General features: G+C 70.4%; 27 protein-coding genes and 1 other RNA gene. 20 read left to right on the forward strand and 8 right to left on the reverse strand.

Annotated features, from left to right (window positions below; translation table 11 throughout):
* Nucleotides 1-19 precede the first annotated feature (19 nt).
* Complete coding sequence (locus H2041_RS14835) at nt 20-1090, forward strand: methyl-accepting chemotaxis protein (RefSeq protein ID WP_293413934.1); 1071 nt, start codon at nt 20-22, stop codon at nt 1088-1090.
* A 33-nt stretch (nt 1091-1123) separates the two neighbouring features.
* Here the strand turns inward: H2041_RS14835 and H2041_RS14840 are convergent, their stop codons facing one another.
* The 4 genes from H2041_RS14840 to H2041_RS14855 are packed head-to-tail and all read right to left on the reverse strand — an operon-like array spanning nt 1124 to nt 3867.
* Nucleotides 1124-1429 carry a hypothetical protein gene (locus tag H2041_RS14840; protein WP_293413936.1) on the reverse strand — a complete coding sequence of 102 codons (306 nt, stop codon included), beginning with the start codon at nt 1427-1429 and terminating at the stop codon, nt 1124-1126.
* Nucleotides 1430-1451: 22 nt separating this feature from the next.
* Complete coding sequence (locus H2041_RS14845) at nt 1452-1949, reverse strand: DUF3299 domain-containing protein (protein WP_293413938.1); 498 nt, start codon at nt 1947-1949, stop codon at nt 1452-1454.
* 14 nt (nt 1950-1963) lie between these two features.
* On the reverse strand, nt 1964-3217 hold the full coding sequence (locus H2041_RS14850) for an ABC transporter permease (RefSeq protein ID WP_293413940.1): 1254 nt from the start codon (nt 3215-3217) through the stop codon (nt 1964-1966).
* Nucleotides 3214-3867, reverse strand: a complete 654-nt coding sequence (locus tag H2041_RS14855) for an ABC transporter ATP-binding protein (RefSeq protein WP_293413942.1) — start codon at nt 3865-3867, stop codon at nt 3214-3216. Before H2041_RS14855 ends, H2041_RS14850 begins: the two co-directional genes overlap by 4 nt.
* Before the next feature lie 245 nt (nt 3868-4112).
* Between H2041_RS14855 and H2041_RS14860 the strand changes: the two genes are divergently transcribed.
* The 4 genes from H2041_RS14860 (at nt 4113) to H2041_RS14875 (ending at nt 9254) form a co-directional block, all read left to right on the forward strand.
* Entirely contained in the window at nt 4113-4475 is a 363-nt protein-coding gene (locus tag H2041_RS14860) for a MerC domain-containing protein (protein ID WP_293413944.1), read from the forward strand.
* An 86-nt stretch (nt 4476-4561) separates the two neighbouring features.
* On the forward strand, nt 4562-5047 hold the full coding sequence (locus tag H2041_RS14865) for a hypothetical protein (protein WP_293413946.1): 486 nt from the start codon (nt 4562-4564) through the stop codon (nt 5045-5047).
* Nucleotides 5048-5149: 102 nt separating this feature from the next.
* Nucleotides 5150-6169 carry a tRNA dihydrouridine(20/20a) synthase DusA gene (gene dusA / locus H2041_RS14870; RefSeq protein ID WP_293413948.1) on the forward strand — a complete coding sequence of 340 codons (1020 nt, stop codon included), beginning with the start codon at nt 5150-5152 and terminating at the stop codon, nt 6167-6169.
* Between the two features lie 187 nt (nt 6170-6356).
* Entirely contained in the window at nt 6357-9254 is a 2898-nt protein-coding gene (locus tag H2041_RS14875; protein WP_293413950.1) for a TonB-dependent siderophore receptor, read from the forward strand.
* Nucleotides 9255-9263: 9 nt separating this feature from the next.
* Here H2041_RS14875 and H2041_RS14880 read toward each other — a convergent pair whose 3' ends face one another.
* From H2041_RS14880 to H2041_RS14890, 3 genes are all read right to left on the reverse strand, one after another.
* Nucleotides 9264-9764: a GNAT family N-acetyltransferase gene (locus tag H2041_RS14880; protein ID WP_293413952.1), complete on the reverse strand. Its 501-nt coding sequence runs from the start codon at nt 9762-9764 to the stop codon at nt 9264-9266.
* Nucleotides 9765-9766: 2 nt separating this feature from the next.
* The gene (locus tag H2041_RS14885) at nt 9767-10276 is read right to left on the reverse strand and encodes a TIGR02281 family clan AA aspartic protease (protein WP_293413954.1); all 510 of its coding nucleotides are present in this window, start codon (nt 10274-10276) and stop codon (nt 9767-9769) included.
* A gap of 103 nt (nt 10277-10379) precedes the next feature.
* Nucleotides 10380-10589: a DUF1289 domain-containing protein gene (locus H2041_RS14890; RefSeq protein ID WP_293413956.1), complete on the reverse strand. Its 210-nt coding sequence runs from the start codon at nt 10587-10589 to the stop codon at nt 10380-10382.
* A gap of 202 nt (nt 10590-10791) precedes the next feature.
* Between H2041_RS14890 and H2041_RS14895 the strand changes: the two genes are divergently transcribed.
* Both H2041_RS14895 and H2041_RS14900 read left to right on the forward strand, forming a co-directional pair.
* A complete protein-coding gene (locus H2041_RS14895) occupies nt 10792-11160 on the forward strand; it encodes a hypothetical protein (RefSeq protein ID WP_293413958.1) in 369 nt (122 codons plus the stop codon).
* 152 nt (nt 11161-11312) lie between these two features.
* Nucleotides 11313-12821, forward strand: coding sequence for a phospholipase D-like domain-containing protein (locus tag H2041_RS14900; RefSeq protein WP_293413960.1), 1509 nt, complete (start codon nt 11313-11315; stop codon nt 12819-12821).
* Here the strand turns inward: H2041_RS14900 and H2041_RS14905 are convergent.
* Nucleotides 12776-13516 (reverse strand): endonuclease/exonuclease/phosphatase family protein, encoded by a 741-nt coding sequence (locus H2041_RS14905; protein WP_293413962.1) that lies wholly within the window; start codon nt 13514-13516, stop codon nt 12776-12778. The two genes, H2041_RS14900 and H2041_RS14905, sit on opposite strands and share 46 nt — an antisense overlap.
* A gap of 184 nt (nt 13517-13700) precedes the next feature.
* On the opposite strand from H2041_RS14905, the gene H2041_RS14910 reads away from it, so the two are divergent.
* The 13 genes from H2041_RS14910 (at nt 13701) to mraY (ending at nt 26733) form a co-directional block, all read left to right on the forward strand.
* On the forward strand, nt 13701-14903 hold the full coding sequence (locus H2041_RS14910; protein ID WP_293413964.1) for an acyl-CoA dehydrogenase family protein: 1203 nt from the start codon (nt 13701-13703) through the stop codon (nt 14901-14903).
* A 114-nt stretch (nt 14904-15017) separates the two neighbouring features.
* Complete coding sequence (locus H2041_RS14915; protein ID WP_293413966.1) at nt 15018-16163, forward strand: acyl-CoA dehydrogenase family protein; 1146 nt, start codon at nt 15018-15020, stop codon at nt 16161-16163.
* Nucleotides 16164-16360: 197 nt separating this feature from the next.
* Nucleotides 16361-17254, forward strand: a complete 894-nt coding sequence (locus H2041_RS14920) for a DMT family transporter (protein ID WP_293413968.1) — start codon at nt 16361-16363, stop codon at nt 17252-17254.
* Between the two features lie 4 nt (nt 17255-17258).
* A complete protein-coding gene (locus tag H2041_RS14925) occupies nt 17259-17978 on the forward strand; it encodes an N-acetylmuramoyl-L-alanine amidase (RefSeq protein ID WP_293413970.1) in 720 nt (239 codons plus the stop codon).
* The gene (locus H2041_RS14930) at nt 17978-18586 is read left to right on the forward strand and encodes an FMN-binding negative transcriptional regulator (protein ID WP_293413972.1); all 609 of its coding nucleotides are present in this window, start codon (nt 17978-17980) and stop codon (nt 18584-18586) included. The genes H2041_RS14925 and H2041_RS14930 overlap by 1 nt, the downstream gene beginning before the upstream one ends.
* A gap of 44 nt (nt 18587-18630) precedes the next feature.
* Nucleotides 18631-19035: RNase P RNA component class A (gene rnpB / locus H2041_RS14935), an RNA gene on the forward strand.
* 265 nt (nt 19036-19300) lie between these two features.
* Nucleotides 19301-19771: a division/cell wall cluster transcriptional repressor MraZ gene (locus H2041_RS14940; RefSeq protein ID WP_293413974.1), complete on the forward strand. Its 471-nt coding sequence runs from the start codon at nt 19301-19303 to the stop codon at nt 19769-19771.
* On the forward strand, nt 19768-20703 hold the full coding sequence (gene rsmH / locus H2041_RS14945; RefSeq protein WP_293414014.1) for a 16S rRNA (cytosine(1402)-N(4))-methyltransferase RsmH: 936 nt from the start codon (nt 19768-19770) through the stop codon (nt 20701-20703). Before H2041_RS14940 ends, rsmH begins: the two co-directional genes overlap by 4 nt.
* Nucleotides 20700-21023 (forward strand): cell division protein, encoded by a 324-nt coding sequence (locus H2041_RS14950; protein WP_293413976.1) that lies wholly within the window; start codon nt 20700-20702, stop codon nt 21021-21023. The genes rsmH and H2041_RS14950 overlap by 4 nt, the downstream gene beginning before the upstream one ends.
* Nucleotides 21020-22780: a penicillin-binding protein 2 gene (locus tag H2041_RS14955; protein ID WP_293413978.1), complete on the forward strand. Its 1761-nt coding sequence runs from the start codon at nt 21020-21022 to the stop codon at nt 22778-22780. The genes H2041_RS14950 and H2041_RS14955 overlap by 4 nt, the downstream gene beginning before the upstream one ends.
* Nucleotides 22780-24234 (forward strand): UDP-N-acetylmuramoyl-L-alanyl-D-glutamate--2,6-diaminopimelate ligase, encoded by a 1455-nt coding sequence (locus H2041_RS14960; RefSeq protein ID WP_293413980.1) that lies wholly within the window; start codon nt 22780-22782, stop codon nt 24232-24234. The genes H2041_RS14955 and H2041_RS14960 overlap by 1 nt, the downstream gene beginning before the upstream one ends.
* Nucleotides 24227-25624 (forward strand): UDP-N-acetylmuramoyl-tripeptide--D-alanyl-D-alanine ligase, encoded by a 1398-nt coding sequence (murF, locus tag H2041_RS14965; protein WP_293413982.1) that lies wholly within the window; start codon nt 24227-24229, stop codon nt 25622-25624. The genes H2041_RS14960 and murF overlap by 8 nt, the downstream gene beginning before the upstream one ends.
* Complete coding sequence (gene mraY, locus H2041_RS14970) at nt 25624-26733, forward strand: phospho-N-acetylmuramoyl-pentapeptide-transferase (protein WP_293413984.1); 1110 nt, start codon at nt 25624-25626, stop codon at nt 26731-26733. Before murF ends, mraY begins: the two co-directional genes overlap by 1 nt.
* The last annotated feature ends 6 nt before the right edge of the window (nt 26734-26739 follow it).

A 26739-nucleotide genomic window follows, 5' to 3' on the forward strand; every position in this document is an offset into this window, starting at 1 on the left:
CGCGTTCGGGAGGCGCGTGATGTCCGGGCAAGAGGGGCTCGTACCCGAGCGGATCCTGGAGCTTTCCGAGCGGCTCTCGAAGGTCGCCGGAGCCAGCATCGCCGAGATCTCGCTGATCAACCGCGAGGCCAAGATGCTGGCGATCAACGCCTTGATCACCGCGGCGCGGGCGGGCGAGGCGGGCAAGGGGTTCGCCCTCGTCGCCGAGGAGTTCAAGCGCATCTCGACCGAAATCGACGAGGTGGCCCACTCGCTGGAGAGCAAGGTCCAGGCCGACCTGGCCGAACTGGCCGGCGTGGGCGGCGCCATCCTCTCGCACATGCGCGGACAGAGACTGGCCGACCTGGCCCTCAACGCCATCGAGATCATCGACCGGAATCTCTATGAGCGCACCTGCGACGTGCGCTGGTGGGCGACGGATTCGGCCGTGGTCGACTGCGTGGCCGATCCTTCGCCGGAGGCCTCCCGCCACGCCAGCGACCGGCTGAAGGTCATCCTCGACGCCTACACCGTCTATCTCGACCTCTGGATCTGCGACCGGGAGGGACGCGTGGTGGCCAACGGCCGTCCGCAGGCCTACCCGCAGGTGTCCGGTTCGTCCGTGAAGGGCGTCGACTGGTTCGAGCGCGCGCGCCGGACCGCCTCCGGGGACGAGTTCGTGGCCTGCGACGTGGCGCGCTCACAGTTGCTGGCGAACGCGCCCGTGGCCACCTACGCCGCGGCCATCCGCCGGGGCGGCGAGGCGCAGGGCGAGGTGCTGGGCGTCCTCGGCATTCATTTCGACTGGCGGCCCCAGGCGAAGGCCGTGGTCGACGGGGTGCGCCTGACGGAGGAGGAACGCGCGCGCTCGCGGGTCCTGCTGCTGGATGCGGCCGGGCGTGTGCTGGCCGCGTCGGATGGCCGTGGAGAACTGGCGGAGGTCTTCGCCCTGCCGGGCGACGTCGGCGCCATGGGCAGCTACCGGACCGAGGCGGCCACGGTCGGCTACGCCCTCACGCCGGGCTACGAAACCTATAAGGGCCTCGGCTGGTACGGCTGCATCGTGCAGAACGAGGCGAGCGCTTCGGCCGCCGCCTCCGCAGCCGCCTGACGGGGACCGCCCCGGCCGGCGCGAGGCTCGGCCCTACCGCGCGACCTCGGCCACCTGCGTCAGGGCGCCGGGCGCGTCGACGGCCCGGTCCTCGGGCGAAGGCTCCACCTGGATGGCGAAACGGGTGACGAAGGCGCGGCGCGCCTGCTCCATGGCCCGATCCTGGTCGGCCGCCAGGGCCTCGGCGTCGGCCTGGCGCTGCTGTTCGGGGGTCATGCCGCTGTACTGGATGTAGGCGGTGCTCGGCGCGTAGGAGGCCCCGTCGCAGTCGGCGCAGGCCAGCGCCGCCGTCGGGGCGACCGCGGCCGCCGAAAGGGTGATCACCAGAAGTCTGCGCATCGTCATTCCTCCTCCGGCCGGCCTAGAGGGCGCGGCCGTCATAGATCCGGTAGAAGACGCCGCCTTCGTCCTCGCCCGCCAGCTGCAGGGTGCCTTCGATCGTCTTGACGCCATAGTCGAAAGCGACGGGGCGGCTGGTTTTCACCTCGATGAACTGCATCGGGGCAGGATTGAGGTGAAACGGGCAGTCGGGTGGATAAGCCAGCAGCACGAAGTGGGTCTGCGCCTTTCCGTTCTGCAGGGGCATCATGTAGCCGGAGACCTTGATCGTCTTGCCGCGGAGAGCCTGTACGGCCGGCGAGAAGGCGGGCTTCGAATAGATGTAGCCGTCCTTGCCCTTGCGCGTGATCTCCTTCGTCGATTCGAGCGTGGCCCAGGACACGCCGCCCTTGGGCGTGTCGGCCGGCTTCCAGACGCTCTCGGTCGGCGCGGCCGGCCGGGTCGACTGCGACAGGGCGGCGGCCGGCCCGCCCAGGGCCAGGAGGGTCAGGCCGGTCAGGAGAAGGGGAAGGAGGCGCATCCCGTCTTTGGTCCCTAGCTTGCGTGTTGAAGGGTGTCGGCGATGTCGACGCCGAAGACGCGGGCCGCCGGGATCAGGGCGGCGAGGGCGCCCATGGCGAGGGCGCCGGCGACGATCCAGGCTTCCGCGGGCTCGAAGGCGAAGGCTGACAGGCCGAGGTCGCCGAGCTGGTCGAAGGCGCCGGCGGCGAGGGCGACCACGCCGTGGCCGACGGCGACCCCGAGCAAGGCGCCGGCGGCGGCCAGCAGGAGACCCTCCAGGAGGATCTGGCCGAAGATCGCCACGGGGCGCGCGCCCATGACGCGCAGCAGCGCCATATCGGCCTCGCGCTGGCGAAGCGCGGTGTAGAGGGCCACGAAGATGGAAAGGCCGCTGGTCAGGATCAGCAGCAGGGCGAAGCCGCGGGCGGCGTCGACGCCGACGCCCACCAGCGAGAGCAGGCGGGCGGTCTCGACCGCCGGAGCGGCGGCCTGGAGCTCCGTCTGGCGGTTGATGAAGTTGGGCAGGCGCACCGCGGCGAGCGGCGAGCGGTACTTGACCAGCATGGCCGTGACCTCGGCCTCGCCATGGTCGCCGCGGATGGAGGCGTTGGCCGCCGGCGCCGCATGCTCGTGCTCGTGCGCCTCCTCGTGGCCGCCGGCCTCGGCGTGGGCGATGCCGTGGACGTCCCAGACGCTCTCCACCGAGGTCAGGATCAGCCGGTCGAGCACCGTCCCGGTGGGCGCCAGGACGCCGACCACGCGGAAGGGCGTCTCCTGGTGCGCCTGGCCGTCGCCGGCCATGCCGTGGGAGCCGACGAAGGCCTGACCCAGACCCGCGCCCGTGCGTCGCGCCACCTCCGCGCCCAGCACCGCCTCGGAGGGCGCCTGCCAGAGGCGGCCCTGCGCCGTCTCGCCGCCGTAGTGCTCGACATAGGCGGGCTCGGTCCCGACGATGCGGAAGCCGCGGAAGCTGTCGCCCTGGGCGAGCGGTATGACCGCGCCGATGGTCGGATCGGACCGCAGCGTCTCCACGGTCGAGAGCGGGATGTTCCCGGTCGGAACGTCCACCTGGTAGATGCTCGACAGGATGAGCTGCAGGGGCGAGCCCTTGGCCCCGACGACGAGGTCGATGCCGCGGGCGTCGCGCTCGAACCGCTCGCCGAGCTGGGCCGAGAACAGCACCAGGATCACCATGGTGGCGACGCCGAGCGTCAGCAGCAGGACGTTCAGGGCCGTGTTCAGGGCCCGGTCGCGCTGATAGGCGAGGGAGAGGCCGGCGAGCGTCATGCGGCCAGGGCCTTCGGCGGCGTGAGCTCCAGCGTGCGGGGGAAGCGGCCGCGCAGCCGGTTGTCGTGGGTGGCGATCAGCAGGGTCGCGCCATTGGACTCCGCGCTGGCCAGCAGCAGGTCGGCCATGGCCGCTGCGTTGGCGTCGTCCAGGGCCGAGGTCGGCTCGTCGGCCACGATCAGGGCGGGGCGGGCGCACAGGGCGCGGGCGATGGCCGCCCGCTGCGCCTCTCCCTGGCTGAGCTGGCGCGGCCGCGCGTCGGCGCGATGGGCGAGGCCGACGCGGGCGATGAGGCGCTCCACCTCGGCGGCGTCGTCCCGGCCAAGCGCCAGGTGCTGGGCCAGCGACAGGTTCTGCCGGACGGTCAGGGCCGAGACCAGGCGCAGGGTCTGGAAGACCAGGCCGATGGTGCGGCGGCGCAGGTCGTCGCGCTCGGCGGCCGACAGGCGCGACATGGGCCGGCCGTCGATCAGGACCTCTCCGGCGCTGGGCGTGCGCAGGCCGGTCAGGATGTTGATGAGGGTGGTCTTGCCGCTGCCGGAGGGGCCCAGCAGCAAGGTGTGCTCGCCGCGGTCGATGGCGAAGGCGGGCAGGTCGAGCACCGTCCGCCCGCCCATCCTGTGGGTCAGGGCCTCAACCTGGATCAACATGCGACCGCGCGCTCGACGGAATGGGGGTCAACAGACACGCTGCGATCCGTGGCGCGGCCGCCCTTGCGGTCAAGCCTCCGGGCGGGAGTCGGCGGGGCCGCCGGCCGGAGTGCGGATTTCTTCGGCGCCCGGCGGGGCGCAGTGCGGCGATCGGGCGTCACGCAGCCTCCTGAGTTCTCCGAGGGAGAGTTGCTATATTATAACATTACATGCAAGAGGTCGGGCCCGACTGAAGGACCCGTTGGATGAAATCGACCGCACGTCTGGCCGACCCGGCCGCCATCACGCTCTCCGGCCTGTGCCTGGTGCATTGCCTGGCCCTGCCGATGCTCTCCGTCGTCCTGCCCGTCCTCGGCGCCTGGGCCGAGGCCGAATGGGTCCATCTGCTGGTGATCGCCCTGGCCCTGCCGCTGGCGCTCTTCGCCTTGCGCGGCAAGGCGGCCCGGCCCCTGCTCGGCCTCGCCCTGGCCGGGCTGGCCGCCATGGTCCTGGCCGCCCTGCACTGGCCCTCGCACGAGGCGGAGATCGTGCTCAACACGTCCGGAGGCCTGGCGCTCGCCGTCGCCCATGGCCTGCACTGGCGCCGGCGTCACGGACCCGTTCGCTAAGGGCGGCGAGCGCGACTTGCGCCAAGTCAACGCTGAGCCGCGCCGGCCGTGCGAGGAGAGGGCCGGCGGCTTTGAGGAGATCGACCGTGGCCGATGTGCTGGTGAGCTACTATTCGCGCTCCGGCGCGACGGAACTGCTGGCCCGCCGCCTGGCGGAGCAGTTGAACGCCGACCTCGAGCCCATCCGGCCGAAGGTGGCCTATAACGGCGGCGGCGGCGCTCTGAAGGCGGTCTGGCACGCGCTGCTGAAGCGAACCCCGGCCCTGGAGCCCGGCCGCGATCCTGCCGCCTATCGGCTCCTGGTGGTCGCGGGGCCGGTCTGGGCCGGCCGCCTGTCGGCCCCGATGCGGGCCTATCTCCGGGGCCCCGGCCAGAGGGCGAAGGCCCTGGCCGCGGTCTGGGTCTCGGGCAGCGGCCAGCCCTATGGCGGGGTGGGCGGTGAGATCCAATCGCTCTGCGGCCGGCCGCTCGTCGCCAGCGCCTCCTTCGCCGAGGCCGAGGTCCGCAAGGGCGAGGCCGACGCCCGCCTGGCCCCGGTCGTCGAGGCCGTGGGCGGGCAGGTTCCGGCCTAGGGGACCGACACGGCGGCCGCGGCCCAGGGGCGCACGCGGTTGCGGTGACCGCCCGCGGAGCATAAGTGGCGCAACGCCTGCTCCGCCACCGCCCGGGAACCGATGGACGCCGTATCCGACACCGCGCCGCCGCAAGCCTTCACCGGCCGCTTCTCCGTGGCTCCGATGATGGACTGGACGGACCGGCATTGCCGCGCCTTCCACCGGACGCTGTCGCGGCGGGCGCTGCTCTATACCGAGATGGTGACGACGGGCGCGGTGCTGCACGGAGACCGCGAGCGGCTGCTGGGCTATGACGCCGTGGAGCATCCGGTGGCCCTGCAGCTTGGCGGCTCCGATCCGGCCGAACTCGCCGCCGCCGCGCGCATCGGCGAGGATTTAGGCTATGACGAGATCAACCTCAACGTCGGCTGTCCGTCCGACCGTGTGCAGAGCGGACGCTTCGGCGCCTGCCTGATGCGCGAGCCCGACCTGGTGGCCGAGTGCATGGCCGCCATCGGCGCGGCGGTGAAAGTTCCGGCCACCGTGAAGTGCCGCATCGGCGTCGACGACCAGGATCCGGAGGAGAGCCTCTTCACCCTGGTCGATCTCTGCGCCAAGGCCGGGGTCGACACCTTCATCGTCCATGCGCGCAAGGCCTGGCTGAAGGGCCTGTCGCCCAAGGAGAACCGGGACGTCCCGCCGCTGGACTATCCCCTGGTCTACCGTCTGAAGGCGGAGCGGCCGGGCCTGACCATCGCGATCAACGGCGGCGTGCCGGACCTGCCCGCGGCGATGGAGCACCTGGCGCACGTCGACGGCGTGATGCTCGGGCGGGCCGCCTATCATACGCCCGAGGTGCTCGGCGCCGTGGATCCGCAGGTGTTCGGCGATGGGGAGGCGGTGGGGCCTTTCGAGGCGGTCGAGAGCTACCGACCCTACCTCTCCCGGCGGCTGGCGGAGGGTGTGCCCCTGGCGGCGATGACACGGCACATGCTGGGGCTCTTCCACGGGCGTCCCGGGGCGCGGGCCTGGCGCCGGCTCCTTACCGTCGAGGCCATCCGAAAGGGCGCGGGGCTCGAGGTGATCGACCAAGCGCTCGCAGCTCTGGAAATCGCTGCGCGCAGCCGCGAGGCAGCCTGAACTCCCACAACGCCCAGGGACGTGCCGCGGGACGCGCCCTGACCTGAGGTGTTGCGCGCACGCACGGTCTTGCGAAATTCGAACAGCGTTCAGTTCCAGCCCCCTTGGCCGAGGCGGATAACGACGTTCCTATACCTCCGTTACACGACCGTCCGGCGTACCGATCGGGCGGCAAGGGAGGATGCTAATGACACGTGCCCATCTTTGCGGCGGCTGCGCCATGGCCGTCGTTCTCGCCCTGTCCGCCGCCCAGGCGAACGCCCAGCAGTCGACGACCGTGGAAGAGGTCGTGGTCACCGGCTCGTTCATCCGCGGCACCCCTGAGGACGCTGCCCTGCCGGTGGAGGTGGTCTCCAGCGAGGAACTCGCCCGGCGCGGCTCGCCGACCACGGTCGACCTTATCAAGTCCCTGCCGGTCAGCGGACCGGTGCTGGGGGACAGCAACCAGTTCTCGACCACGGCGCAAGGTCAGGTGGGCGCGGGCACCGTCAACCTGCGCGGCATCGGTTCGCTGCGCACGCTTGTGCTTCTGAACGGCCGGCGGACCACGCCCTCCCCGGGCGCAGGCTCGGGCGGGGTCGACACCAACCTCCTGCCGGTGGCCGCCATCGGTCGGGTGGAGGTGCTGAAGGACGGCGCCGCAGCGACCTACGGCTCCGACGCCATCGGGGGCGTGGTCAACTTCATCACCCGCCGCAACTTCGACGGGGCCGAAGTGGCGGCCGACTACCGGTTCGTCGACGGATCGGACGGCGATTACACGGCCAGTCTGCTTTACGGCTGGACCGGGGACCGGGCCGACATTCTGTTGAGCGCCGGTTACCAGCATCGATCGGAGCTGCGCACGACGGAGCGCGACTGGGCCAATCAGGACTACCTGGTCAATCCGTCCGGCTATTCCGTGCTGGGCCAGCCCGGCTCGTTCCTGCCGCGCAACGGCGCGACGCCCACGGCGGGCGTGCAACGGGACGCCAACTGCGCCGCGGTCGGCAACTTCCCCGGCTTCGCGGGCGCGACGCCGGCCTGCTACTTCACCTATGTTCCGTTCGACAACCTGATCGAGGACGAGGATCGCTACCAGCTCTTCGGCCAGGCCAATGTGGAGCTGTCCGACAAGGTCGAGCTGCACGTCGAGGCGCTCTACGCCAAGACCGACATCCCCAACATCCGCTTCTCACCCTCCTATCCGCCCACCTCCGGCCCCAACGGCCCGGGCAGCGTCGGCGTGTTCACCGTGCCCATCAGCAATCCAGGTGCTGTGACGGCGTTGCAGCAGGCGGGCCTGTCGCCTGGACAGATCGCGGCGACCAACAACATCTCGCTGACCTTGTGGCGGGCCCTCGGGGCGGGTGGCAATCCGGCGACGGACGGGGCGCAGATCGGCAGCCGGTCCTATGAAATCTATCGTGTCTCGGGCGCGCTCACCGGCGAGTTCGAGAACGGTCTCGGCTGGGAGACGGCGGTCACCTATTCGGAGGCCACGAGCAATCAGAACACGACCGACATTCTGATCGACCGTCTGCAGCGGGCGCTGAACGGACTTGGCGGACCCAACTGCACGGGCAATACGCCCGGCGCCAACGGCTGCCAGTACCTGAACCCGTTCTCCAACGCCTATCCGGGCAATCCCGCGCTCGGACTGACCAACCCGGGCTACGTCTCTGCCAACGCCAACGACCCGGCGCTGGTGGGCTGGCTGTTCGACACGCAGATGTCGGAGAACCGGTCGCGGCTGTTGGTGGTGGACGCGGTTCTGAACGGCGAACTCGGCTGGACCCTGCCGGGCGGAGACATCGGCTGGGCTGTGGGCGCGCAGTACCGTCGCAACGAGCTGCAGACGACGCTCTTCAGTCCGTTCCAGGACTCCCGCGTCACGCCTTGCCCGGTTCCGGGCGTCACCACCTGCGCCTTCCCGACAGGCCCCTATATTTTCCTCGGCCAGAGCACGCCTTCGCAGCTGGACGACTCCATCTACGCCGTCTTCGCCGAGGCGAGCCTGCCGATCACCGACTCGATCAATGCTCAGCTGGCCGTCCGCTACGAGGACTATGGCGGCCAGACGGGGTCGACCACCAATCCTAAGCTGGCCCTGAAGTGGCAGATCACCGAGGCGCTGGCTCTGCGCGGCTCGGTGGGGACCACCTTCCGCGGTCCGACCCCGGTCAACCGCTCGACCAACCAGGTGACGGGCCTGTCGGGCATCATCGCGGCGGGCAACAACTTCAAGTCCGTGGACTTCCCCGGAAATCCGGCCATCGGCCCGGAAAAGGCCACCACCTACAATGTCGGCCTGATCTTCGAGCAGGGCGGCTTCCGCGCCATCCTCGACTACTGGAACTTCAAGATCGAGGACCAGATCGTCCAGGTGCCGGCCAACGTCATCGCCACCTCGGTGGCCGGGGTGGGCAACGGGACGCAGACGGTCAACTGCAGCAGCGCTCTGCGCGACCTGATCACCTTCAACAACAACAACACCTGCACGCAAGGCGTGACGGTCGGCAACGACATCGCCCGCGTGCTGTCGCCGGTGACCAACGGGCCGGAGTTCCGTGTCTCGGGCATCGACGCCCAGCTCGACTTTCGCACCACGGACGCCTGGGGCGGGCGGGCCGGGGCAGGGGCGTCGGTCAGCTACTACCTCCAGTACGAGTACGACGACTTCATCTTCAACGGCGTACTGGTCAATGAGGGCTATGACGCCCGCGGCTTCGCCAACTATGACCGTCTGCCGGGCACCATCTCGGAGTGGCGGGCGACGGCCTATGCCGAGTATGGCCGCGGGCCGCACAACCTGCGTGCCGACTTGACCTTCATCGACGGCGTTGTGGACAACCGCGCGCCGATCAGCGTGCAGAACCAGACCGGCGCCCTGCAGCCGATCACCTTCGGTCAGAAGGTGGAGGACTTCTATTCCCTGGACCTGACCTATCGGGTGGATCTGCCATGGGACACCATCCTCACGGCGTCGGTGTTCAACGTCTTCGATCGGGATCCCTCGGCGGCGCGGCTGGAGTACAGCTACGATCCCTTCATCGGCAATCCGTACGGCCGGACCTATAAGGTCGGCTTCCGCAAGCGGTTCTGACCGCCCGCCTCAGATCGGCGCCTTGGTCATGAAGACGGCCGAGGCGCCGTAGGCGGCCACCTTGGCGGCGAGTTCCAGGCTCAGAGCGCTCTGGACTCGCCACCCCTGCTTCTCCCAGAAGGGCGCCGCGCCCTCGACGGCGACCAGTTCCGACGCGCCGAGCCCCGCGGCTCGGGCCGCCGCCGCGCCGGCCGCGATCAGGGCCTGAGCGAGGCCCGTGCCGCGCGCCTGGGGCCCGACGGAAAGATCATGGACATACCAGCACTGCGGCGAGGGCGGCGGCGACAGGACCGTGTCGACCGGCGGCGGCGAGCCCGAGATCCAGGCGTGGCTGACGAGATAGCCGCTCAGACCGGCCTCGTCCCAGGCGACGAGGTTCATCGCCGGCGCCATGGCCATGCGGCTGAGGAAGGCCGGCGCGGCGTCGTGCAGGGCGGGCGGATAGCCCTGCGTCTGCAGGGCGAGAACTGCGGGCAGGTCGTCCGCCGTCATGGGCCGCAGGGCCGCCATGCTCAGGGCTGCAGGACCAGGGAGGTGCGGGTGGCCTCGAAGCCCGACAGGCGACCGAGATAGCTCATGCCCAGAAGCGAGGTCTCCAGGCCCTTCTCGACGATCATGGCGTCCACGTCGGAGACGCTGGCGCCGGCGATGGAGACGGCCGGAAGCTTGACCACGGCGGCCCGCGCCTCGCCGGCGGCGGTCAGCACCTTCTGGCCATAGACGAGCGCCTCGGTGTCATAGCCGAGCCGGCGGGCGTCTTCCTGGGTCAGGGCCACGGTGGTGGCGCCGGTGTCGACCAGGAAGCGGACGGGCCGGCCCTGGATCTCGCCCTCGGCCCAGTAGTGGCCGTCGGCCGATTTGAGGATGGCCGCCCGGTCCTGGACCTGCGGCGGCGGCGCGCCCTCGCGCCAGACGGCGGCGAGCGCGGTCGCCCCGCGAACCGGGTCGAGCGCCACCACGGCCTGGGCCGCGCCGACGGCCGAAACGGCCGCCACAAGGGTCAGCATTGCAAACCTGAACATGTCCCGCCTCACCGAAGGCATTGGCCGTATCGGCCTTGTTATGGGACGAGCCTAGACCCCTGCGGGTTTGCATCCGGTGAATCGCCGGGACGGGCGCCGCCGGTCAGACGAAGCCCAACTTCTCCGGCGAAATGCGTCCGCGGCGGGCGGGCAGTTCGGCCATCAGCGCCTCGCGCCTCTCGGGCGTCAGCTTGGCCCAGCCGGCGACCTCGGGAAGCGTCCGATAGCAGCCGAGACACAGACCGCTCTCGCCGTCGATGGCGCAGACCTTGATGCAGGGCGTCTTGATCGGGGCGGGCGGGGCGCTGGACATGGCGGCAATCTAGGCGGCGGCGGGCCGCCTCGCCAGAGCACGGCGCGGACGTAACATTACCAAGTATTCATGTCATCGAATTGTGGCGGGATACACATTACGCATGTTTAATCGGAATCTGCGTAATATTGCCGCAAGTTCATTTGAGTTTAGATGGGCCCGCCGGCACCATCCTCTCACCAACTTCGAGAGGACCGCCCCCATGAAGATCACCGCCATCGTTCTCGCCGCTTCCGCCTTCGCCGCCGCAGGCGCCGCCGCCAACGCCGCCGATCTGTCGGACATGGACTATCTGCGCGCGACCCGCTGCCACGCGCTGGCCAGCACCGACCTGGTCGATCTGGACACCGCGGCGATCGACAAGATGCTGCAGGACCAGCGCTACGGCCGCAGCTCCTACGTGCTGGAGCGCGCGAACAGCGAGCGCAGCCGCGCCGGCCGCCAGGCGCGCAGCGCCGAGGGCGAGGAGCGCAGCCGCCTTCTGGCCGAGGTCAACGGCCCCTGCCAGGCCTGGCTCAGCGGCGCCGAGAGCCTGAAGACCGCCAAGGCCGGCGGCCCGGCCGCCGACTGAGGCTCGCGCCTCGCACCACCTTCTGTCGCCTAGTCCCTCGGGCGCGTCTCTCCCCTGGAGGCGCGCCCGCTTTTTTGTCGGCGGAAGGAACCCGGGCGGCGCGGCGCGCCTTCTTGCGCAGGTGAGCTTGGCCGTGCAGTAACCGGAGCGCGATGAGCATCCTGACCCCCGGGGAAACCTGCTGGCGGCGCGAACACGCCCACCGCGCGGCTTTCCTCATCGACAACGAGGCCTACTTCAACGCGCTGGCCGAGATCCTGCCCAATGCGCGCCGGTCGATCTATCTGCTCGGCTGGGGGTTCGACCCGCGGACCCGCCTGACGCCCGACGGCTTCGACGGCCCCGACGATCCCGACGAGATCGGCCGCATCCTGGTGGAGCTGTCGCGACGCCGGCCCGACCTGGACATTCGGCTCCTGATCTGGAAGTCGGCCCTGCCGATCAGCGCCAGCCAGAACTTCTTCCCCCACAGGGCCAAGGCCTGGTTCCACGGCACGACGGTGCAGCTGCGCCTGGACGAATCCGTCCCCTTCGGCGCGTGCCATCACCAGAAGGCGCTCGTGGTCGACGATGCGGTGGCCATCTGCGGCGGCGGCGACATCTGCGTCGACCGCTGGGACACCCCCGGCCACCTCGACGACGACCGCCGCAGGATCATGCCCGACCAGGAGTGCCACGCGCCGCGGCACGAGGTGATGATGATGGTCGATGGCGCGGCCGCCAGCGCCATGGGCGACCTCTTCCGCATGCGCTGGCGCCGTTCGGCCGACGAGGTGGTTCCGAAGGCCGCGCCCGGGCCGGGCGATCCGTGGCCGAGCCGCGTGCCGGCCCATCTTCTGGACGTGGAAGTGGCGATCGCCCGCACCGAGCCGGCCTGGCAGCGGGAGAAGACGACCGACGAGATCCGTCGTCTGACGCTCGCCTCGATCGCCGAGGCGCGGGACGTGATCTATCTGGAGAACCAGTACTTCACCTCGCCCATCTACGCCGAGGCCCTGGCCGCGCGGCTGGCCGAGCCCGAAGGCCCGGAGGTGGTGCTCATCTCCACGGGCAAGTGTCCGAGCTGGTTCGATCAGCTGACCATGGACCGGGCCCGCACCAACATGCTCTGGCGCCTGCAGGCGGCCGACGTGTTCGGGCGCTTCTACGCCTATTATCCGGTCACGGCCTCGGGCGAGTACGTCATCGTCCACTCGAAGGTGACGGTGATCGACGACCGCATCGTCCGGGTCGGATCGGCCAATCTGAACAACCGGTCCGGCGGCTTCGACACCGAGTGCGAGATGGCGCTGGACGCGCAAGGGGAAAGCTCCCGGCGCAATGTGGCGGCGTTCCGCGACCGGCTGGTCGGCCACTTCATGGGCTATACCGGCGAGGCCGTCGCCAAGGCTCGGCGCGAGCGGGGCGGACTGGGTGCGGCGATCGAGGCGCTGAACCGCGAAGGCCGGCTGCGCCGCCTGGGGCCGCAGGACATGACCACGCTCGGCAAGATCATCGCGGCCTTTCACATCGGCGATCCCGCCGACGTGGCCGATTCCTGGCGGGTCTTCCGACGGCGCGAGCGGCTCTACGACGCCGCCCGTCGCCTGGCCCTCGCCATCGCCCAGGGCCGGCCCTATGCGGCCGAGGAGAGCTCGAAGTCCATCACCAGCGGCAGGTGATCCGACGCCGCCCGCGTGACCGGATCGTAGGGCGCAAAGACGTCGAGCACGCGCACCTCCGGACTGACGAAGATGTGGTCGATCCGCAGCACGGGCAGGACGGAGGGGAAGGAGGCCGAGGCCGACTTCTTCTCGGCGATCTTGCGCGCGGGGGCGAGCTTGGCCGACAGGGTGCGATAGACCAGAGAGGCCGAGGTGACGTTGAAGTCGCCCAGCAGGATGGTCGGGCCCGTGCGGTCGGGATGGCCGATCCAGCCGGAGCCCGCCAGGGCGGCGGCCTGGTTCTGCTGCTCGCGCGGGACAAGGCCCAGATGGGTGTTGATGACCTGCAGCGGCCGGCCGTCGAGGTCGACCTCCACCCACAGCGCCCCGCGGGGCTCGAGCTGCGGCACGCGCTCGTGGCCGGGCAGGGCGGCGGCCTTGACCTTGCGCTCCGGGTGCCGCGTCAGAATGGCGTCGCCATAGAGTTCTTCCTCCACCTTCATCGCCGGATGGAAGTGGAAGGCCATCTCCAGCCGCCGGGCGATCTCGTGGGCCTGGTCGACGCCGTTGGTCCGCATCCGACCGACGTCCAGCTCCTGAAGGGCGACGATGTCGGGCTCCAGGGCCGCGATCGCGTCGGCGACCCGGCCGACGTCGAGCCGCCGGTCCGTGCCGACGCAACGGTGGACGTTGTAGGTGAGGATGCGAGGCATGCTTGCGTCCTTCTGCGCGCCGAACAGGGCGGATGCAAGTCGCTCACCCCAGGGTTTCAGAGCGCGATCCGCTTACGTTGACGTTAGCGTCATCTTTTCTCGCGCAGGCCTCGCGCCTATTGTCCGCGGCGAGCCGGGCGGCCCAAGGCGCCGTCCGCCGAAGAGGCCATCCAGGGAGTTCGCCATGAACCTTGATTTCTCCCCCGAGGACGTCGCCTTCCGCGAGGAAGTCCGCGCCTTCATCGCCGAGAACTATCCGAAGGACCTGCGCGCCAAGCAGGAGAGCGGCGAGCCGCTGGGCCGCGACGACTATCTGGCCTGGCACAAGGTGCTGGCCAAGAAGGGTTGGGTCGCGCCCTCCTGGCCCAAGGAGCATGGCGGCACCGACTGGACGCCGACCCAGAAGTATATCTGGTCCGAGGAACAGGCCCGGGCCGACACCATCGCCGTCCTGCCCTTCGGCGTCAGCATGCTGGCCCCGGTGATCTACACCTTCGGCACCGAGGAGCAGAAGCAGCGCTTCCTGCCCGGCATCTATAATGGCGACGTCTGGTGGTGCCAGGGCTACTCCGAGCCGGGCGCCGGCTCCGACCTCGCCTCGCTGAAGACCCGCGCCGAGCGGGTGAAGGGCGACGACGGCAAGGAGTACTACATCGTCAACGGTCAGAAGACCTGGACCACGCTCGGCCAGTTCGCCGACTGGGGCTTCTTCCTCGTCCGCACCGATCCGGACGCCAAGCCGCAGGCCGGCATCTCCTTCCTTCTGATCGACATGAAGAGCCCCGGCATCGAGGTTCGCCCGATCATCACCCTGGAGGGCGGCCACGAGGTCAACGACGTCTTCCTCGACAATGTGAAGGTGCCGGTGGAGAACCGCATTTTCCACGAGAACCAGGGCTGGACCTGCGCCAAGGCCCTGCTGGCCCACGAGCGCTCCGGCATCGCCGGCGTCGCGCGCTCCAAGCGCGGCCTGGAGCGGCTGCGCGAGATGGCGACCACCGAACAGAGCGATGTCGGCGGCCCCCTGCTGGCCGACCCCTTCTTCAAGCGGAAGGTGGCCGAGCTGGAGATCGACCTGACGGCGCTCGAGTTCACCGAGCTGCGGACGCTGGCCGGCGAATCCAGCGGCAAGGGCCCGGGTCCGGAATCCTCGATCCTCAAGATCAAGGGCACCGAGATCCAGCAGCGCCTGCAGGAACTGGCGCTCGAGGCCGCCGGCCACTACGGCGCGCCCTTCCTGCGCGACCTCGGCCACAACGCCAACATCGGCCCCGACTACGCCGAAGGCCTGGCGGGCGAGTACTTCAACGGCCGCAAGACCTCGATCTACGGCGGCTCCAACGAGATCCAGCGCAACATCATCGCCAAGATGGTGCTGGGTCTCTGAGGTGAACCCGGAAGACACCCCTCCCTCTTGCGGGGAGGGGCCCTTCGCTCTGCCTGAACCGAATTTCCAAAGCCCTCGCGACGTGCGCTGAAGGGCTCTGAAGGAGACCGCTCCATGGACTTCAACTTCACCGACGAACAGTCGATGCTGCGCGACACGGTCGCCAGCTACCTCTCCGACAACTACGGCTTCGATGCGCGGCGCGCGGCGATCAAGAGCGAGGCCGGCTGGCGGCCGGAGGTCTGGAAGGCCTTCGCCGAAGAGCTCGGCATCCTGGGGGCGCCCTTCTCCGAAGACCATGGCGGCCTGGGCGGCGGCGCGGTCGAGAACATGATCGTCATGGAGGAGTTCGGCAAAGCCCTGGTGGTCGAGCCTTATATGGGCACGGTCGTCATCGGCGGCGGCTTCATGAAGCATTCGGGCCACGCCGGCGCGGCTGACGTGATCGGCAAGATCATCGCCGGCGAAGCCACCATCGCCTTCGCCTATGCCGAGCCCCAGGCCCGCTACGCCTGGCAGGACCTGAAGACCACGGCCAAGAAGGACGGTTCCGGCTACGTCCTGAACGGCCAGAAGGCGGTCGTGATCGGCGCCCCCTGGGCCACCCACCTGATCGTCACCGCCCGCACCGGCGGCGGCCAGCGCGACGCGCAGGGCGTGTCGGTCTTCCTGGTGGAGAAGTCCGCCAAGGGCGTGACCACCCGCGACTATCCGACCGTCGATGGGCAGCGCGCCTCGGAAGTCACCTTCGAGAACGTCTCCCTGCCGGCCGAGGCCCTGATCGGGACCGAAGGCCAGGGCCTGCCGCTCGTCGAGCAGGTGATGGACGAGGCCGTGGCCGCCACCTGCGCCGAGGCCTGCGGCGTGCTGCGCCGGCTGCAGGAAGGGACGGTGGAGTACACCCGCACCCGCAAGCAGTTCGGCCAGCCGATCTCGGCCTTCCAGGTGCTGCAGCACCGCATGGTCGACATGTTCATCCAGCTCGAGCAGTCGATCTCGATGACCTACATGGCCACCATCCGTCTGTCGGAGGAGGCCGAGGCCCGCGCCAAGGCCGTCTCGGCGGCCAAGGTGCAGATCGGCAAGGCCTGCAAGTTCGTCGGCCAGAACGCCATCCAGCTGCACGGCGGCATGGGCATGACCGACGAGATGGCCATCGGCCACTACTTCAAGCGCGCCACCATGATCGAGAGCGCCTTCGGCTCCACCGATCACCATCTGGCCCGCTACGAAGGCCTGTCGCTGGGCAAGGCGGCGTAGCGACGGCGAAGGTCCCCCTCAGTCACCTGCGGTGACAGCTCCCCCTCGACGAGGGGGAGCATCTTGGCGCCGAGATCTCCTCAGCTGCTGAGCAGATCCTGCCCCTCGCCGAGGGGGAGGCGGCCCGGAGGGCCGGAGGGGGCCGGCGCCCTCATTCGTCTTGCCTTGCGCGTGGGAAGCGCGCTTAAGGCGACGCCATGGCCCTTCGCGACTTCGCCCTGCTCGTCCTCGTCTGTCTGATCTGGGCGACCAACAACATCATCTCGAAGTTCGTGGTGGCCGACCTCGCTGTGCCGCCGCTCTTCTACGCCGCCGTGCGCTTCGCCCTCGTGGCGGCGATCACGGCCCGCTGGCTGATCCCGGCCCCGCGCCCGCGCTGGCGGCTGGTCGTCGTCGCCCTGCTGATGGGCGGCGGCAACTTCGCGCTCCTCTTCATCGGGCTGCAGACGGCGACCGCCTCGGCCGCGGCCGTCGTCATCCAGCTCGGCGTGCCGATCACCACCGTGCTCTCCATGGTGATGCTGGGCGAACAGGTGCGCTGGCGGCGCGGCATCGGCATCGCGCTCACCCTGCTGGGCGCGCTGGCGGTCATGTGGGACCCGGGCGGCTTCGTGGTCTCCACCGGGCTGCTGTTCGTGGTCGCCGCCGCGTTCCTCGGGTCGCTCGGCGCGGTGATGATGAAGCAGATGCAGGGCGTGCGGCCGCTGCAGTTCCAGGCCTGGGTCGGCTTCGCCTCGGTCTGGCCGCTGGCGGCGCTCTCGCTGGCGGCGGAGCCGGGCGCCCTCCAGGCGGCGCTGGACGCCGGCTGGGCCTTCGTGGCCGCCGTGGTCTTCTCGGCGGTCATCGTCTCGGTCCTGGCCCACACGGCCTATTACGGCCTGATCCAGCGCTACGAGGCGAACCTGATCTCGCCGCTGACCCTGATGACGCCGCTGGCCACCATCGGCCTGGGCGTGGTGCTGATGAACGATCCCTTCGGTCCGCGCATGGTGGTCGGCACCATCGTGGCCCTGGCCGGGGTCCTGATCATCGCGCTTCGGCCCAACCAGGTCGCCCCCCTCTTGCTCGCCTGGCGCAACCGCGCCCAATAAGGCCATGGACATCATCCCGGCCCCGTCGCCCAACTTCAACGAGCGGCACGTTCCCCCCGACCTGATCGTGCTCCACTACACCGGCATGGCGACCGGGCAGGGGGCGCTGGACCGCCTGCGCGATCCGGAGGCCAAGGTCAGCTCCCACTATCTGGTGGAGGAGGACGGGCGGATCTTCTCGCTGGTGGCCGAGGAGCGGCGCGCCTGGCATGCGGGCGTCTCCTTCTGGAAGGGCGAGACCGACGTCAACGGCCGCTCCATCGGGATCGAGATCGTCAATCCCGGCCACGACCTGGGCTACCGGCCGTTTCCCGAAGCGCAGATCGCCGCGGTCATCGATCTCATCGCCGACATCCGCACCCGCTGGATGGTGACCGACGCCCGCATCATCGGCCATTCCGACGTGGCGCCCTCGCGCAAGATCGATCCGGGCGAGCTCTTCCCCTGGAGGCGGCTCGCCGAGGCCGGCCATGGCCTGTGGGTCGAGCCGCCGCCGGCGCCCGGCCCGGCCCTGGCCGAGGGCGAGGAGGGGGCGGGCGTCTTCGCCCTCCAGGCCGGACTGACGCGCCTGGGCTACGACTGCGCGCCGTCAGGCCGCTTCGACGCCGGCACCGCCACCATCGTTAGCGCCTTCCAGCGCCACTGGCGGCCGGAGAAGGTGGACGGCGTGGCCGACGGCGAGACGCGGGCCCGGCTGATCGCGCTTCTGCGGGCGGCGGCCTGATGCATCCGGCGGCGAGCTTCCGCCCGGAGGGGCGAGAGGCGCTGCTGGCGCACCTCGCCAGCCATCCCTTCGTCGCCGTCTTCGCCGTGGCGGAGGCGGGGCCGCGGGTGGCGCATTCGCCGGCCGTCGTGCGAACGGGCGGGGGAGGGCTCGCCCTCGATTTCCACCTGTCGCGAAGCAACGGCCTGACGGCGACCTTCGCCGCCGGCGCGCCGGCCCTGGCCGTGTCGCAGGGGCCGGACGCCTATGTCAGCCCCGACTGGTACGAACTGGCCGACCAGGTCCCCACCTGGAACTATGTCGCCGTCGAGGCCGAGGGCGACGTCTCGCCCCTGGACGAGGCGGGCCTCGTCGCTCTGCTGGACGATCTCTCCGCCCAGGAGGAGGCGCGGCTCGCGCCAAAGCCGCCCTGGACGCGGGGCAAGATGTCGCCCGGACGGTTCGAGGCCATGCTGCGGGGGATCCAGGGCTTCCGGCTGCAGGTCCGCCGGCTCGAGGGAACCTTCAAGCTCTCCCAGAACAAGCCGCCCGGCGAACGGGCCCGGGTGGCCGAAGCCCTCGCGGGGCGCCCGATCGCGCGACTGATGGGCCGCGGCGCCTCCGACTGACACACTTGACCGCGGGCGGGCGGGCGCTCACTTATCGCGGCGGATCAGATGGCCGGGCGGCCGCGGCCGCGCGAGCGGTCGAGGAAAGTCCGGGCTCCACGACGACATGGCGGCGGGTAACGCCCGCCGGGGGCGACCCCAGGGAAAGCGCCACAGAAAGCAAACCGCCCGTCCTCGTGACGGGTAAGGGTGAAAGGGTGCGGTAAGAGCGCACCGCGCGGGCGGCAACGTCGGCGGCATGGCAAGCCCCGCCAGGAGCAAGACCGAATAGGGATCCTGCGCCGGCTGTCCTTCGGGACGGACGGCAGGGCCGTCGTCGGCCCGAGGGATCCGGGTTGGTCGCGCGAACCGTCCCGCGAGGGCCGGTCCAGAGGAATGGTCGCCGCGCCTGGGCCTGGTTCTGCTGGGCCCGGGTGACACAGAACCCGGCTTATAGGCCGTCTGATCCGATCACCCTTCCACACCCAAGCGTTCGCGCCGGACTATACTTAACGTGTTCCGTGTATGTTCTGTGGAATGTTTACCAGCGTTAACCATAATTCAGGTGCGACATCTTTGGTTTCTGCGGTTTTGGGCCAGTAGAGTCATTGCGGCCCAATTCGTCCCATGTTAACCCAATTCCTGTTCGCTAGGGGCGGGCAAGCCCTGTGCGCGCCGCGCTGCGGGGAGGTCTGGGCGGCGGTCTTGGATCGCGGGAGAGGGTGTCGAACCGGGATGTTCGTCTCGACGTTCGAAAAGCAGCTGGACGCCAAGCGCCGCCTCGTGGTGCCGCAGGAGTTCCGCGCCCTGGTCTCCGGGCCCTTCGACGGCGTCGTCTGCTTCCCCTCCATCGAGGCCGACTGCATCGAGGGGGGCGGCAAGGCCCTGTTCGACCGCTACGCCGGCCTGATCGAGGAGCTGGAGTTCGGCGACCCCCTGCGCTCGGCGCTGGAGACGTCGGTGCTCGGCGGCATGGCCCGCATGTCCTTCGACACAGCTGGCCGCATCACCCTGCCGGAAAGCCTCTGCGACATGTTCGGCCTGACCGACTGGGTCGTCATCGTCGGCCTGGGCGACCGGTTCCAGATCTGGCAACGCGAGGCCTTCCAGGCGCACCGCGCCGCCCAGCGCGAACTGGCCCGCGAAGGCCTGGCCAAGCTGCGCGCCGACCAGCGGGCCGCGCGGCTCGCCGCGGGAGCGGCCTGATGAGCGCGCCCCACGTTTCCGTCCTCCTGGCGGAGGTGGTCCACGCCCTGGCGATCGCGCCGGGCGAGACGATCATCGACGGCACCTTCGGCGCCGGCGGCTACGCCCGCGCCTTCCTGGCGGCCGGGGCCCATGTGGTGGCCTTCGATCGCGACCCGTCCGCCGCCCGCTTCGCCGCCGATCTGCCGGCCGACCGTTTCCGCCTGGTCTGCGCGCGCTTTTCCGAAATGGACGAGGTGCTGGGCGAGGGCGCCGTCGACGGCGTGGCGCTCGACCTGGGCGTCTCCTCCATGCAGCTCGACGAGGCCGATCGCGGCTTCTCCTTCCTGCGCGACGGTCCGCTGGACATGCGCATGGGCGATGCGGGCGAGACCGCCGCCGATCTGGTCAACACCGCCGAGCCGGAGGACCTGGCCCGCATCCTCTGGGTCTATGGCGAGGAGAAGAAGTCCCGCCGCATCGCCGGCGCCATCGCGCGGCGCCGGCAGGAGCAGCCCTTCACCCGCACCGGCGAACTGGCCGACTTCATCGAGGGCGTGCTGGGCGGCCGTCGCGGCGCCAAGGTGCATCCGGCGACGCGGTCCTTCCAGGCCTTGCGCATCGCGGTCAATGACGAGCTCGGCGAGCTGGAGGCCGGCCTCGCCGCTGCAGAGCGCGTGCTGAAGCCTGGCGGGCGTCTGGCGGTGGTGACCTTCCATTCGCTGGAAGACCGCATCGTGAAGGCCTTCCTGACGGAAAGGGCCGGGCGCACCCCTGCGGCGTCGCGGCATCTGCCGCCCAGCGTCGACTCGCGCGATCCGAGCTTCGAGCTGCTCTTCAACGGCGCCCGGTCGCCGGGCGAGGCTGAGGTCGAGGCCAACCCCCGGGCGCGTTCGGCCAAGCTGCGCGCGGCCGTTCGCACCCATGCCCCCGTCTGGAGCCAAGCGGCATGAGCCTCCTTCAGCGCAAGGTCCGCGGTTTCCGCCTGATCGACGTGGTCGCCTTCAGCCTGCTCGTGCTGCTGGTGATGAGCGTCTATCTGGCCAAGACCATGGCCAGCCGCGAGCGGGCCGAGATCAGCCGCGTCGAGCGCCAGATCGCGGCGGAGAAGTCGCGCATCCGCCTGCTGGAGGCCGAGGTCGCCCACCTGGAGCAGCCGGCGCGCATCGAGCATCTGTCGACCACCTATCTCGAAATGGGCCCCGTCGAGGCCGAACGCGAGGCGACCCCGGACACCCTCTTCCAGGTGGCCCGGCCGGAGGCGCGCCCATGACCGCCCAGGGCGTCGTCCAGCGCCGGTTCCCCTTCGGCCTCCGTTGGCTCGGCCAGTTCTTCTGGCGGCTGGAGCACGCCTTCGAGCGCGCCCGGGCTTCGGGCAAGGTCGAGGACGACACGCGCATCCGCATCTTCGCCGTGATGCTCGCCTTCGGCCTCGGCTTCTGCGCCCTGGCGATCGGCGCCACCCATGCGGCCCTGTTCTCCGAGGCGAGCCGGGGCGGCGGGGTCGGCTGGGTCTCCGAGCAGGCGCGCGCCGACGTGGTCGACCGCGAAGGCCGGCTGCTGGCCGCCGATCTGCTGCACTACGGGCTCTATGTGGACCCGGCCGAGGTCTGGGACGTGGCCGCCACCCGCCAGGCCCTGGCCAAGGCGCTTCCGGAGGTGAGCCTGGACCGTCTCGACCGGGCCCTGTCCGGCGACCGGCGGGTCTTCCTGACCGGCGGCATGACGCCGGTGGAGAAGGCGGCCGTCCATCGGCTGGGCCTGCCGGGGATCTCCTTCGAGCCCGAGCAGAAGCGGGTCTATCCGCTGGAGGCCACCGCCTCGCACCTGATCGGCTTCGCCGACACCGGCGGCAAGGGCCTGGCCGGCGCCGAACTGGCGCTGAACGACGACATCAAGGCGCTCGCGGGCGGCAAGGGTGAGGTGGCGCTGTCCATCGACCTGCGCGTCCAGGCGGCGCTGGAGGACGAGGTGCGCAAGGCTGCGCTGACCTATGGCCCCAAGGGCGCGGTCGGCATCGTCGCCAACGTCCACACCGGTGAGATCCTGGGCCTGGCCAGCTATCCCGATTTCGACCCGAACGATCCCGGCGGGGCCTCGGCCGAGCAGCGGCTGAACCGCGCGGCCTCGACGGTCTATGAGATGGGCTCGACCTTCAAGGCGTTCACCGTCGCCATCGGGCTGGACACCGGCGTGGCCACCATGGCCTCGACCTTCGACGCCCGCGAACCGTACAAGCTCGGCTATCGGACGATCCACGACTATCACGCCTCGCGGAAGATCCTGTCGCTGGTGGAGGTGTTCCAGCACTCTTCCAACATCGGCACGGCCAAGCTCGCCGTCGGCGTCGGCCCGCAGCGGCTGAGCCACTATTTCGAGGCGCTCGGCCTGACCGAGAAGGCGCCGATCGAGCTGGCGGAGTCCGCCTCGCCCCTGACGCCCAAGGTGTGGAACGAGGACGCCGTGGCCTCCACCTCGTTCGGCCACGGGATGAATGTCACACCCCTGGCCCTGACTCGCGCCATGCTGCCCCTCCTGAACGGAGGAAAGCTGTTGCCATTGACCATCCGCAAGCTTGAGCCGGGTCAGGCGCCCGCCGGCCGGCGCGTCCTGTCGGAAACCACATCGGCCCAGATGCTGCAGATCATGCGCGCCAACGTCACCGGCGGCTCCGGCGGCAAGGCCGACGTGCCCGGCCTGAGCGTCGGCGGCAAGACCGGCACCGGCGAGAAGTACGACCCCGCCATCCGCGGCTACAACGGCAAGCGGCAGGTGTCCTCCTTCGCCGCCGTCTTCCCGACCGACGGCCCGCTGGAGAACGACCGCTACTTCGTCCTCGTCCTGCTGGACGAGCCGCACGGCACGCCGGAGACCTTCGGCTATTCCACCGGCGGCTGGGTCGCCGCCCCGGCGGTGGGAAACACCATCGCCCGCATCGCCCCCTTCCTGGGCGTGCAGCGTCATATCGGGCCGCTGGCCGAGCAGCCGCGCCTGGCCTCGGCCGACGCCCTGGACGGAGGCGGCCGCTGATGGGCAAGCGTCTTTCCGACATCCTGCGCCGCGACCTGGCGGGCGACTGCGAGATTTCCGGCGTCACCGCCGACAGCCGCAAGGTGAAGCCGGGCTTCCTGTTCGCCGCCCTGCCGGGCGCCAAGGCCGACGGCGCGGCCTTCGCCGCCCAGGCGGCCGAGGCGGGCGCAGCCGCCGTGATCGCCGGCCAGCCGATCCAGGGGCTGTCCATCCCGGTGATCGAGGTCGCCGACCCCCGGCGCGCCTACGCCCTGGCCGCCGCCGCCTTCTGGGGCGCCCAGCCGCAGACCTGCGTCGCGGTCACCGGCACCAACGGCAAGACCTCGGTGGCCGCCTTCTGCCGCCAGATCTTCAACAGCGCCGGCCGCCGGGCCGCCAGCATGGGCACGCTGGGCGTGCGGGCCACCGGGCCGGGGCTGGACGAACAGCTCACCCCGCCGGGCCTGACCACGCCCGACGCCGCCGACATGGCCGAACTGCTGGCGAAGCTGGTCGAACTGGAGGTCACGCACCTGGCGCTGGAGGCGTCGTCCCACGGCGTCGATCAGCGCCGCCTGGACGGGGTCACCCTGAAGGCCGCGGGCTTCCTGAACCTGACCCAGGACCATCTGGACTATCATGGCACCATGGCCGCCTATCGTGCGGCCAAGCTGCGCCTGTTCGAGAGCCTGCTGCCGCGCGGGGCGACGGCCGTGCTGAACGCCGATTCCGACGCCTTCGGCGCCTTCGCCGCCGCCGCGGTGCAGTCGGGGCAGGGACTGATCACCGTCGGCGAGGCGGGGGAGACCCTGCGCCTGGCGCGTCGCGAGCTGCAGCCGGACGGTCAGAGGCTGAGCCTGGCCTATGACGGCCGCATGTGGGACCTGCGCCTGCCGCTGGCGGGCGCGTTCCAGGCCTCCAACGCCCTCGTCGCCGCCGGCCTCTGCCTGGCCGCGGGCGAGAGCATCGAGACGGTCATGGCCGGGCTGGAGCGCCTGCAGGGCGCCCCGGGACGCCTGCAGCGGGTCGGGGCCGGTCCGCGCGGGGGCGAGGCCTATGTGGACTACGCCCACACCCCCGACGGGCTGGAGACCGTGCTCAAGGCCCTGCGGCCCCATACCCGCGGCCGGCTGATCGTCGTCTTCGGCGCCGGCGGCGATCGCGACGCCGCCAAGCGGCCGCTGATGGGCCGGGCCGCCGCCGAACTCGCCGACATCGCCATCGTCACCGACGACAATCCGCGCAGCGAGGACCCGGCCGCCATCCGCGCCCAGGTGCGCGCCGGCGCGCCCGGCGCCCAGGACATCGGCGACCGTCGCGAGGCGATCCGGGCCGGCGTGGCCCAGCTTCGCGAGGGCGACGTGCTGGTGGTGGCCGGCAAGGGTCACGAGCAGACCCAGACCATCGGCGGCGTGGCCCACCATTTCGACGACGTGGCCGAGACGGCGGCGGCCCTGGAGCTCGACCATGTCTGAGCCGCTCTGGACCTCGCAGGAGATCGCCCAGGCGACGGGCGGGCGCGTGGAGGGCGGCGGCTTCGCCGTCGCCGGCGTCTCCATCGACAGCCGCAGCATCGAGCCGGGCGACCTGTTCATCGCGCTGGCCGGCGCCCGCGACGGGCATGAGTTCGTGGCCCAGGCCCTGGAAAGGGGCGCGGCCGCCGCCCTGGTCTCCCGTCCCGTGGACGGGCCCGCCGTGGTGGTCGAGGACACCTTCCAGGCCCTGGAGGCCCTCGGCGTCGCCGCCCGCGAGCGCGCGCCGCAGGCCAGGCGCGGCGCCGTCACCGGCTCTGTGGGCAAGACCAGCGTCACGCAAGCCGTTCGCGCGGGCCTGACCCTGGCCGGGCCGGCCCACAGCTCGGTCAAGTCCTACAACAACCACATCGGCGTGCCGCTCACGCTCGCCCGCATGCCGCGGGAGACGGCGCGCGCCGTCTTCGAGATCGGCATGAACCACGCCGACGAGATCACGCCCCTGTCGCAGATGGTGCGTCCGCATGCGGCGGTGATCACCACCGTCGGCCCCGTCCATGTGGAGAACTTCCCGGACGGGGAGATCGGCGTGGCCCGGGCGAAGGCCGAGATCTTCGCGGGCCTCGTTCCCGGCGGCGCGGCGATCCTGAACGCGGACAATGCCTGGTTCGACCTGTTGGCCGCCGAGGCGCGCGCCGCCGGCGCGACCGTGATGACCTTCGGCACGGGGGAGGGCGCCGATGCGCGCCTGACCGCCTTCAGTCCGGGACCCGGCCAGGCGATCGTCCGGGCGCGCCTGCATGGCCGTGATCTGGAGTTCCCGATCCTGCAGACCGGCTTCCACTGGGGCCTCAACAGCATGGCCGTGCTGCTGATGCTGGAGGCGCTGGAGGTCCGTCTGGACGACGCCGTCGCCGCCCTGGGGGCTTTCGAGCCCCTGGCCGGCCGCGGGGCCGAGCGCCACGTGCCGCTGAAGGGCGGCGCCTTCACCCTGATCGACGAGAGCTACAACGCCAATCCGGTCTCCATGGCCGCGGCCATCGCCAGCCTCGGCGCCCGCAAGCCCGAGGGGCGGCGGATCGTCGCGCTGACCGACATGCTGGAGCTGGGCGCCGAGGCGCCGGCCTATCACGCGGCGCTGGCGGGCCCGCTGGAGGCTGCGGGCGTCGATCTCGTCTTCTGCGGCGGACCGCTCATGAAATCCCTCTGGGACGCCCTTCCTTCGACTCGTCGGGGCGGTTACGCCTCCTCTGCGGTCGAGCTGGGGCCGCAGATCGTCCAGGCCGTAGAGCCCGGCGACGTGGTGATGGTTAAGGGTTCAAACGGTTCCAAAGCCGGTGCGGTCGCCGCCGCCCTGGCCGAGGTCGGCCGTGCGCAAGGGGGACGGGGCTGATGTTCTATTGGCTCTACACGCAGCTGGCGGCCGAGGGGCATATTCCGCTCCTCAACCTGCTGAAATATCTCACCTTCCGTACCGGAATGGCGCTGTTCACCGCCCAGCTGGTGGTGATCGCCATGGGCTCGCGCTTCATCCGCTGGATGCAGGCCAAGCAGGGCAAGGGCCAGCCGATCCGCGCCGAGGGCATCGAGCGGCACATCGTCGAAAAGGCCGGCACGCCGACCATGGGCGGGGTGATGATCCTGGCCGGCCTGATCGTCGGCACCCTGCTGTGGGCCGACCTCTCGAACGTCTATGTCTGGGTGGTCCTGTTCGTGACCGCCAGCTACGGCGTCCTCGGCTTCACCGACGACTACGCCAAGGTCACCAAGCAGACGACCGCAGGGGTTTCCAGCCGGCTGCGGCTGATCCTCGAGATCGCCGTCGCCGTGGCCGCGGTGACCATCCTCGTCCTGTACGGCGGCCGCACGGCGGAGTCGCCCGACCTGCCGACGGCGCTGGCCTTCCCGATCTTCAAGGCGCTGCTGCTCGACCTGGGCTGGTTCTACCTGGCCTTCGGGGCCTTCGTGATCGTCGGCGCGGCCAATGCGGTGAACTTCACCGATGGGCTCGATGGCCTCGCCACCGTGCCGGTGATGATCGCCGCCGCCGCCTTCGGCCTGATCGCCTATCTGGTCGGCAACTATCTGTTCGCCAACTACCTGCAGCTCCACTTCGTGCCCGGCGTGGGCGAGGTGGCGGTCTTTTGCGGAGCCATTATCGGGGCCGGTCTGGGCTTCCTCTGGTACAACGCCCCGCCGGCCAAGATCTTCATGGGCGACACGGGTTCGCTGGCGCTCGGCGGCGCGCTCGGCGCCGTGGCCGTGGCCACCAAGCACGAGATCGTGCTGGCCATCGTCGGCGGCCTCTTCGTGCTCGAGACCCTGTCGGTGATGATCCAGGTGGTCTCGTTCAAGCTCACCGGACGCCGCGTCTTCCGCATGGCGCCCATCCACCACCACTTCGAAAAGCTCGGCTGGTCGGAGTCCACCGTCGTGATCCGCTTCTGGATCGTGGCCGTGGTCCTGGCCCTCATCGGCCTTGCGACCCTGAAGCTGAGATAGGGAGGC

This window comes from Phenylobacterium sp. (genome assembly GCF_013911965.1).
Lineage (GTDB): Bacteria > Pseudomonadota > Alphaproteobacteria > Caulobacterales > Caulobacteraceae > Phenylobacterium.

Bases quoted from the DNA above. Each gene is read 5' to 3' on its own strand.
- H2041_RS14835 (WP_293413934.1), top strand. From the start codon at position 20: ATGTCCGGGCAAGAGGGGCTCGTACCCGAGCGGATCCTGGAGCTTTCC.
- H2041_RS14840 (WP_293413936.1), bottom strand. From the start codon at position 1,429: ATGCGCAGACTTCTGGTGATCACCCTTTCGGCGGCCGCGGTCGCCCCG.
- H2041_RS14845 (WP_293413938.1), bottom strand. From the start codon at position 1,949: ATGCGCCTCCTTCCCCTTCTCCTGACCGGCCTGACCCTCCTGGCCCTG.
- H2041_RS14850 (WP_293413940.1), bottom strand. From the start codon at position 3,217: ATGACGCTCGCCGGCCTCTCCCTCGCCTATCAGCGCGACCGGGCCCTG.
- H2041_RS14855 (WP_293413942.1), bottom strand. From the start codon at position 3,867: ATGTTGATCCAGGTTGAGGCCCTGACCCACAGGATGGGCGGGCGGACG.
- H2041_RS14860 (WP_293413944.1), top strand. From the start codon at position 4,113: ATGAAATCGACCGCACGTCTGGCCGACCCGGCCGCCATCACGCTCTCC.
- dusA (WP_293413948.1), top strand. From the start codon at position 5,150: ATGGACGCCGTATCCGACACCGCGCCGCCGCAAGCCTTCACCGGCCGC.
- H2041_RS14875 (WP_293413950.1), top strand. From the start codon at position 6,357: ATGACACGTGCCCATCTTTGCGGCGGCTGCGCCATGGCCGTCGTTCTC.
- H2041_RS14880 (WP_293413952.1), bottom strand. From the start codon at position 9,764: ATGGCGGCCCTGCGGCCCATGACGGCGGACGACCTGCCCGCAGTTCTC.
- H2041_RS14885 (WP_293413954.1), bottom strand. From the start codon at position 10,276: ATGTTCAGGTTTGCAATGCTGACCCTTGTGGCGGCCGTTTCGGCCGTC.
- H2041_RS14890 (WP_293413956.1), bottom strand. From the start codon at position 10,589: ATGTCCAGCGCCCCGCCCGCCCCGATCAAGACGCCCTGCATCAAGGTC.
- H2041_RS14895 (WP_293413958.1), top strand. From the start codon at position 10,792: ATGAAGATCACCGCCATCGTTCTCGCCGCTTCCGCCTTCGCCGCCGCA.
- H2041_RS14900 (WP_293413960.1), top strand. From the start codon at position 11,313: ATGAGCATCCTGACCCCCGGGGAAACCTGCTGGCGGCGCGAACACGCC.
- H2041_RS14905 (WP_293413962.1), bottom strand. From the start codon at position 13,516: ATGCCTCGCATCCTCACCTACAACGTCCACCGTTGCGTCGGCACGGAC.
- H2041_RS14910 (WP_293413964.1), top strand. From the start codon at position 13,701: ATGAACCTTGATTTCTCCCCCGAGGACGTCGCCTTCCGCGAGGAAGTC.
- H2041_RS14915 (WP_293413966.1), top strand. From the start codon at position 15,018: ATGGACTTCAACTTCACCGACGAACAGTCGATGCTGCGCGACACGGTC.
- H2041_RS14920 (WP_293413968.1), top strand. From the start codon at position 16,361: ATGGCCCTTCGCGACTTCGCCCTGCTCGTCCTCGTCTGTCTGATCTGG.
- H2041_RS14925 (WP_293413970.1), top strand. From the start codon at position 17,259: ATGGACATCATCCCGGCCCCGTCGCCCAACTTCAACGAGCGGCACGTT.
- H2041_RS14930 (WP_293413972.1), top strand. From the start codon at position 17,978: ATGCATCCGGCGGCGAGCTTCCGCCCGGAGGGGCGAGAGGCGCTGCTG.
- H2041_RS14940 (WP_293413974.1), top strand. From the start codon at position 19,301: ATGTTCGTCTCGACGTTCGAAAAGCAGCTGGACGCCAAGCGCCGCCTC.
- H2041_RS14950 (WP_293413976.1), top strand. From the start codon at position 20,700: ATGAGCCTCCTTCAGCGCAAGGTCCGCGGTTTCCGCCTGATCGACGTG.
- H2041_RS14955 (WP_293413978.1), top strand. From the start codon at position 21,020: ATGACCGCCCAGGGCGTCGTCCAGCGCCGGTTCCCCTTCGGCCTCCGT.
- H2041_RS14960 (WP_293413980.1), top strand. From the start codon at position 22,780: ATGGGCAAGCGTCTTTCCGACATCCTGCGCCGCGACCTGGCGGGCGAC.
- murF (WP_293413982.1), top strand. From the start codon at position 24,227: ATGTCTGAGCCGCTCTGGACCTCGCAGGAGATCGCCCAGGCGACGGGC.
- mraY (WP_293413984.1), top strand. From the start codon at position 25,624: ATGTTCTATTGGCTCTACACGCAGCTGGCGGCCGAGGGGCATATTCCG.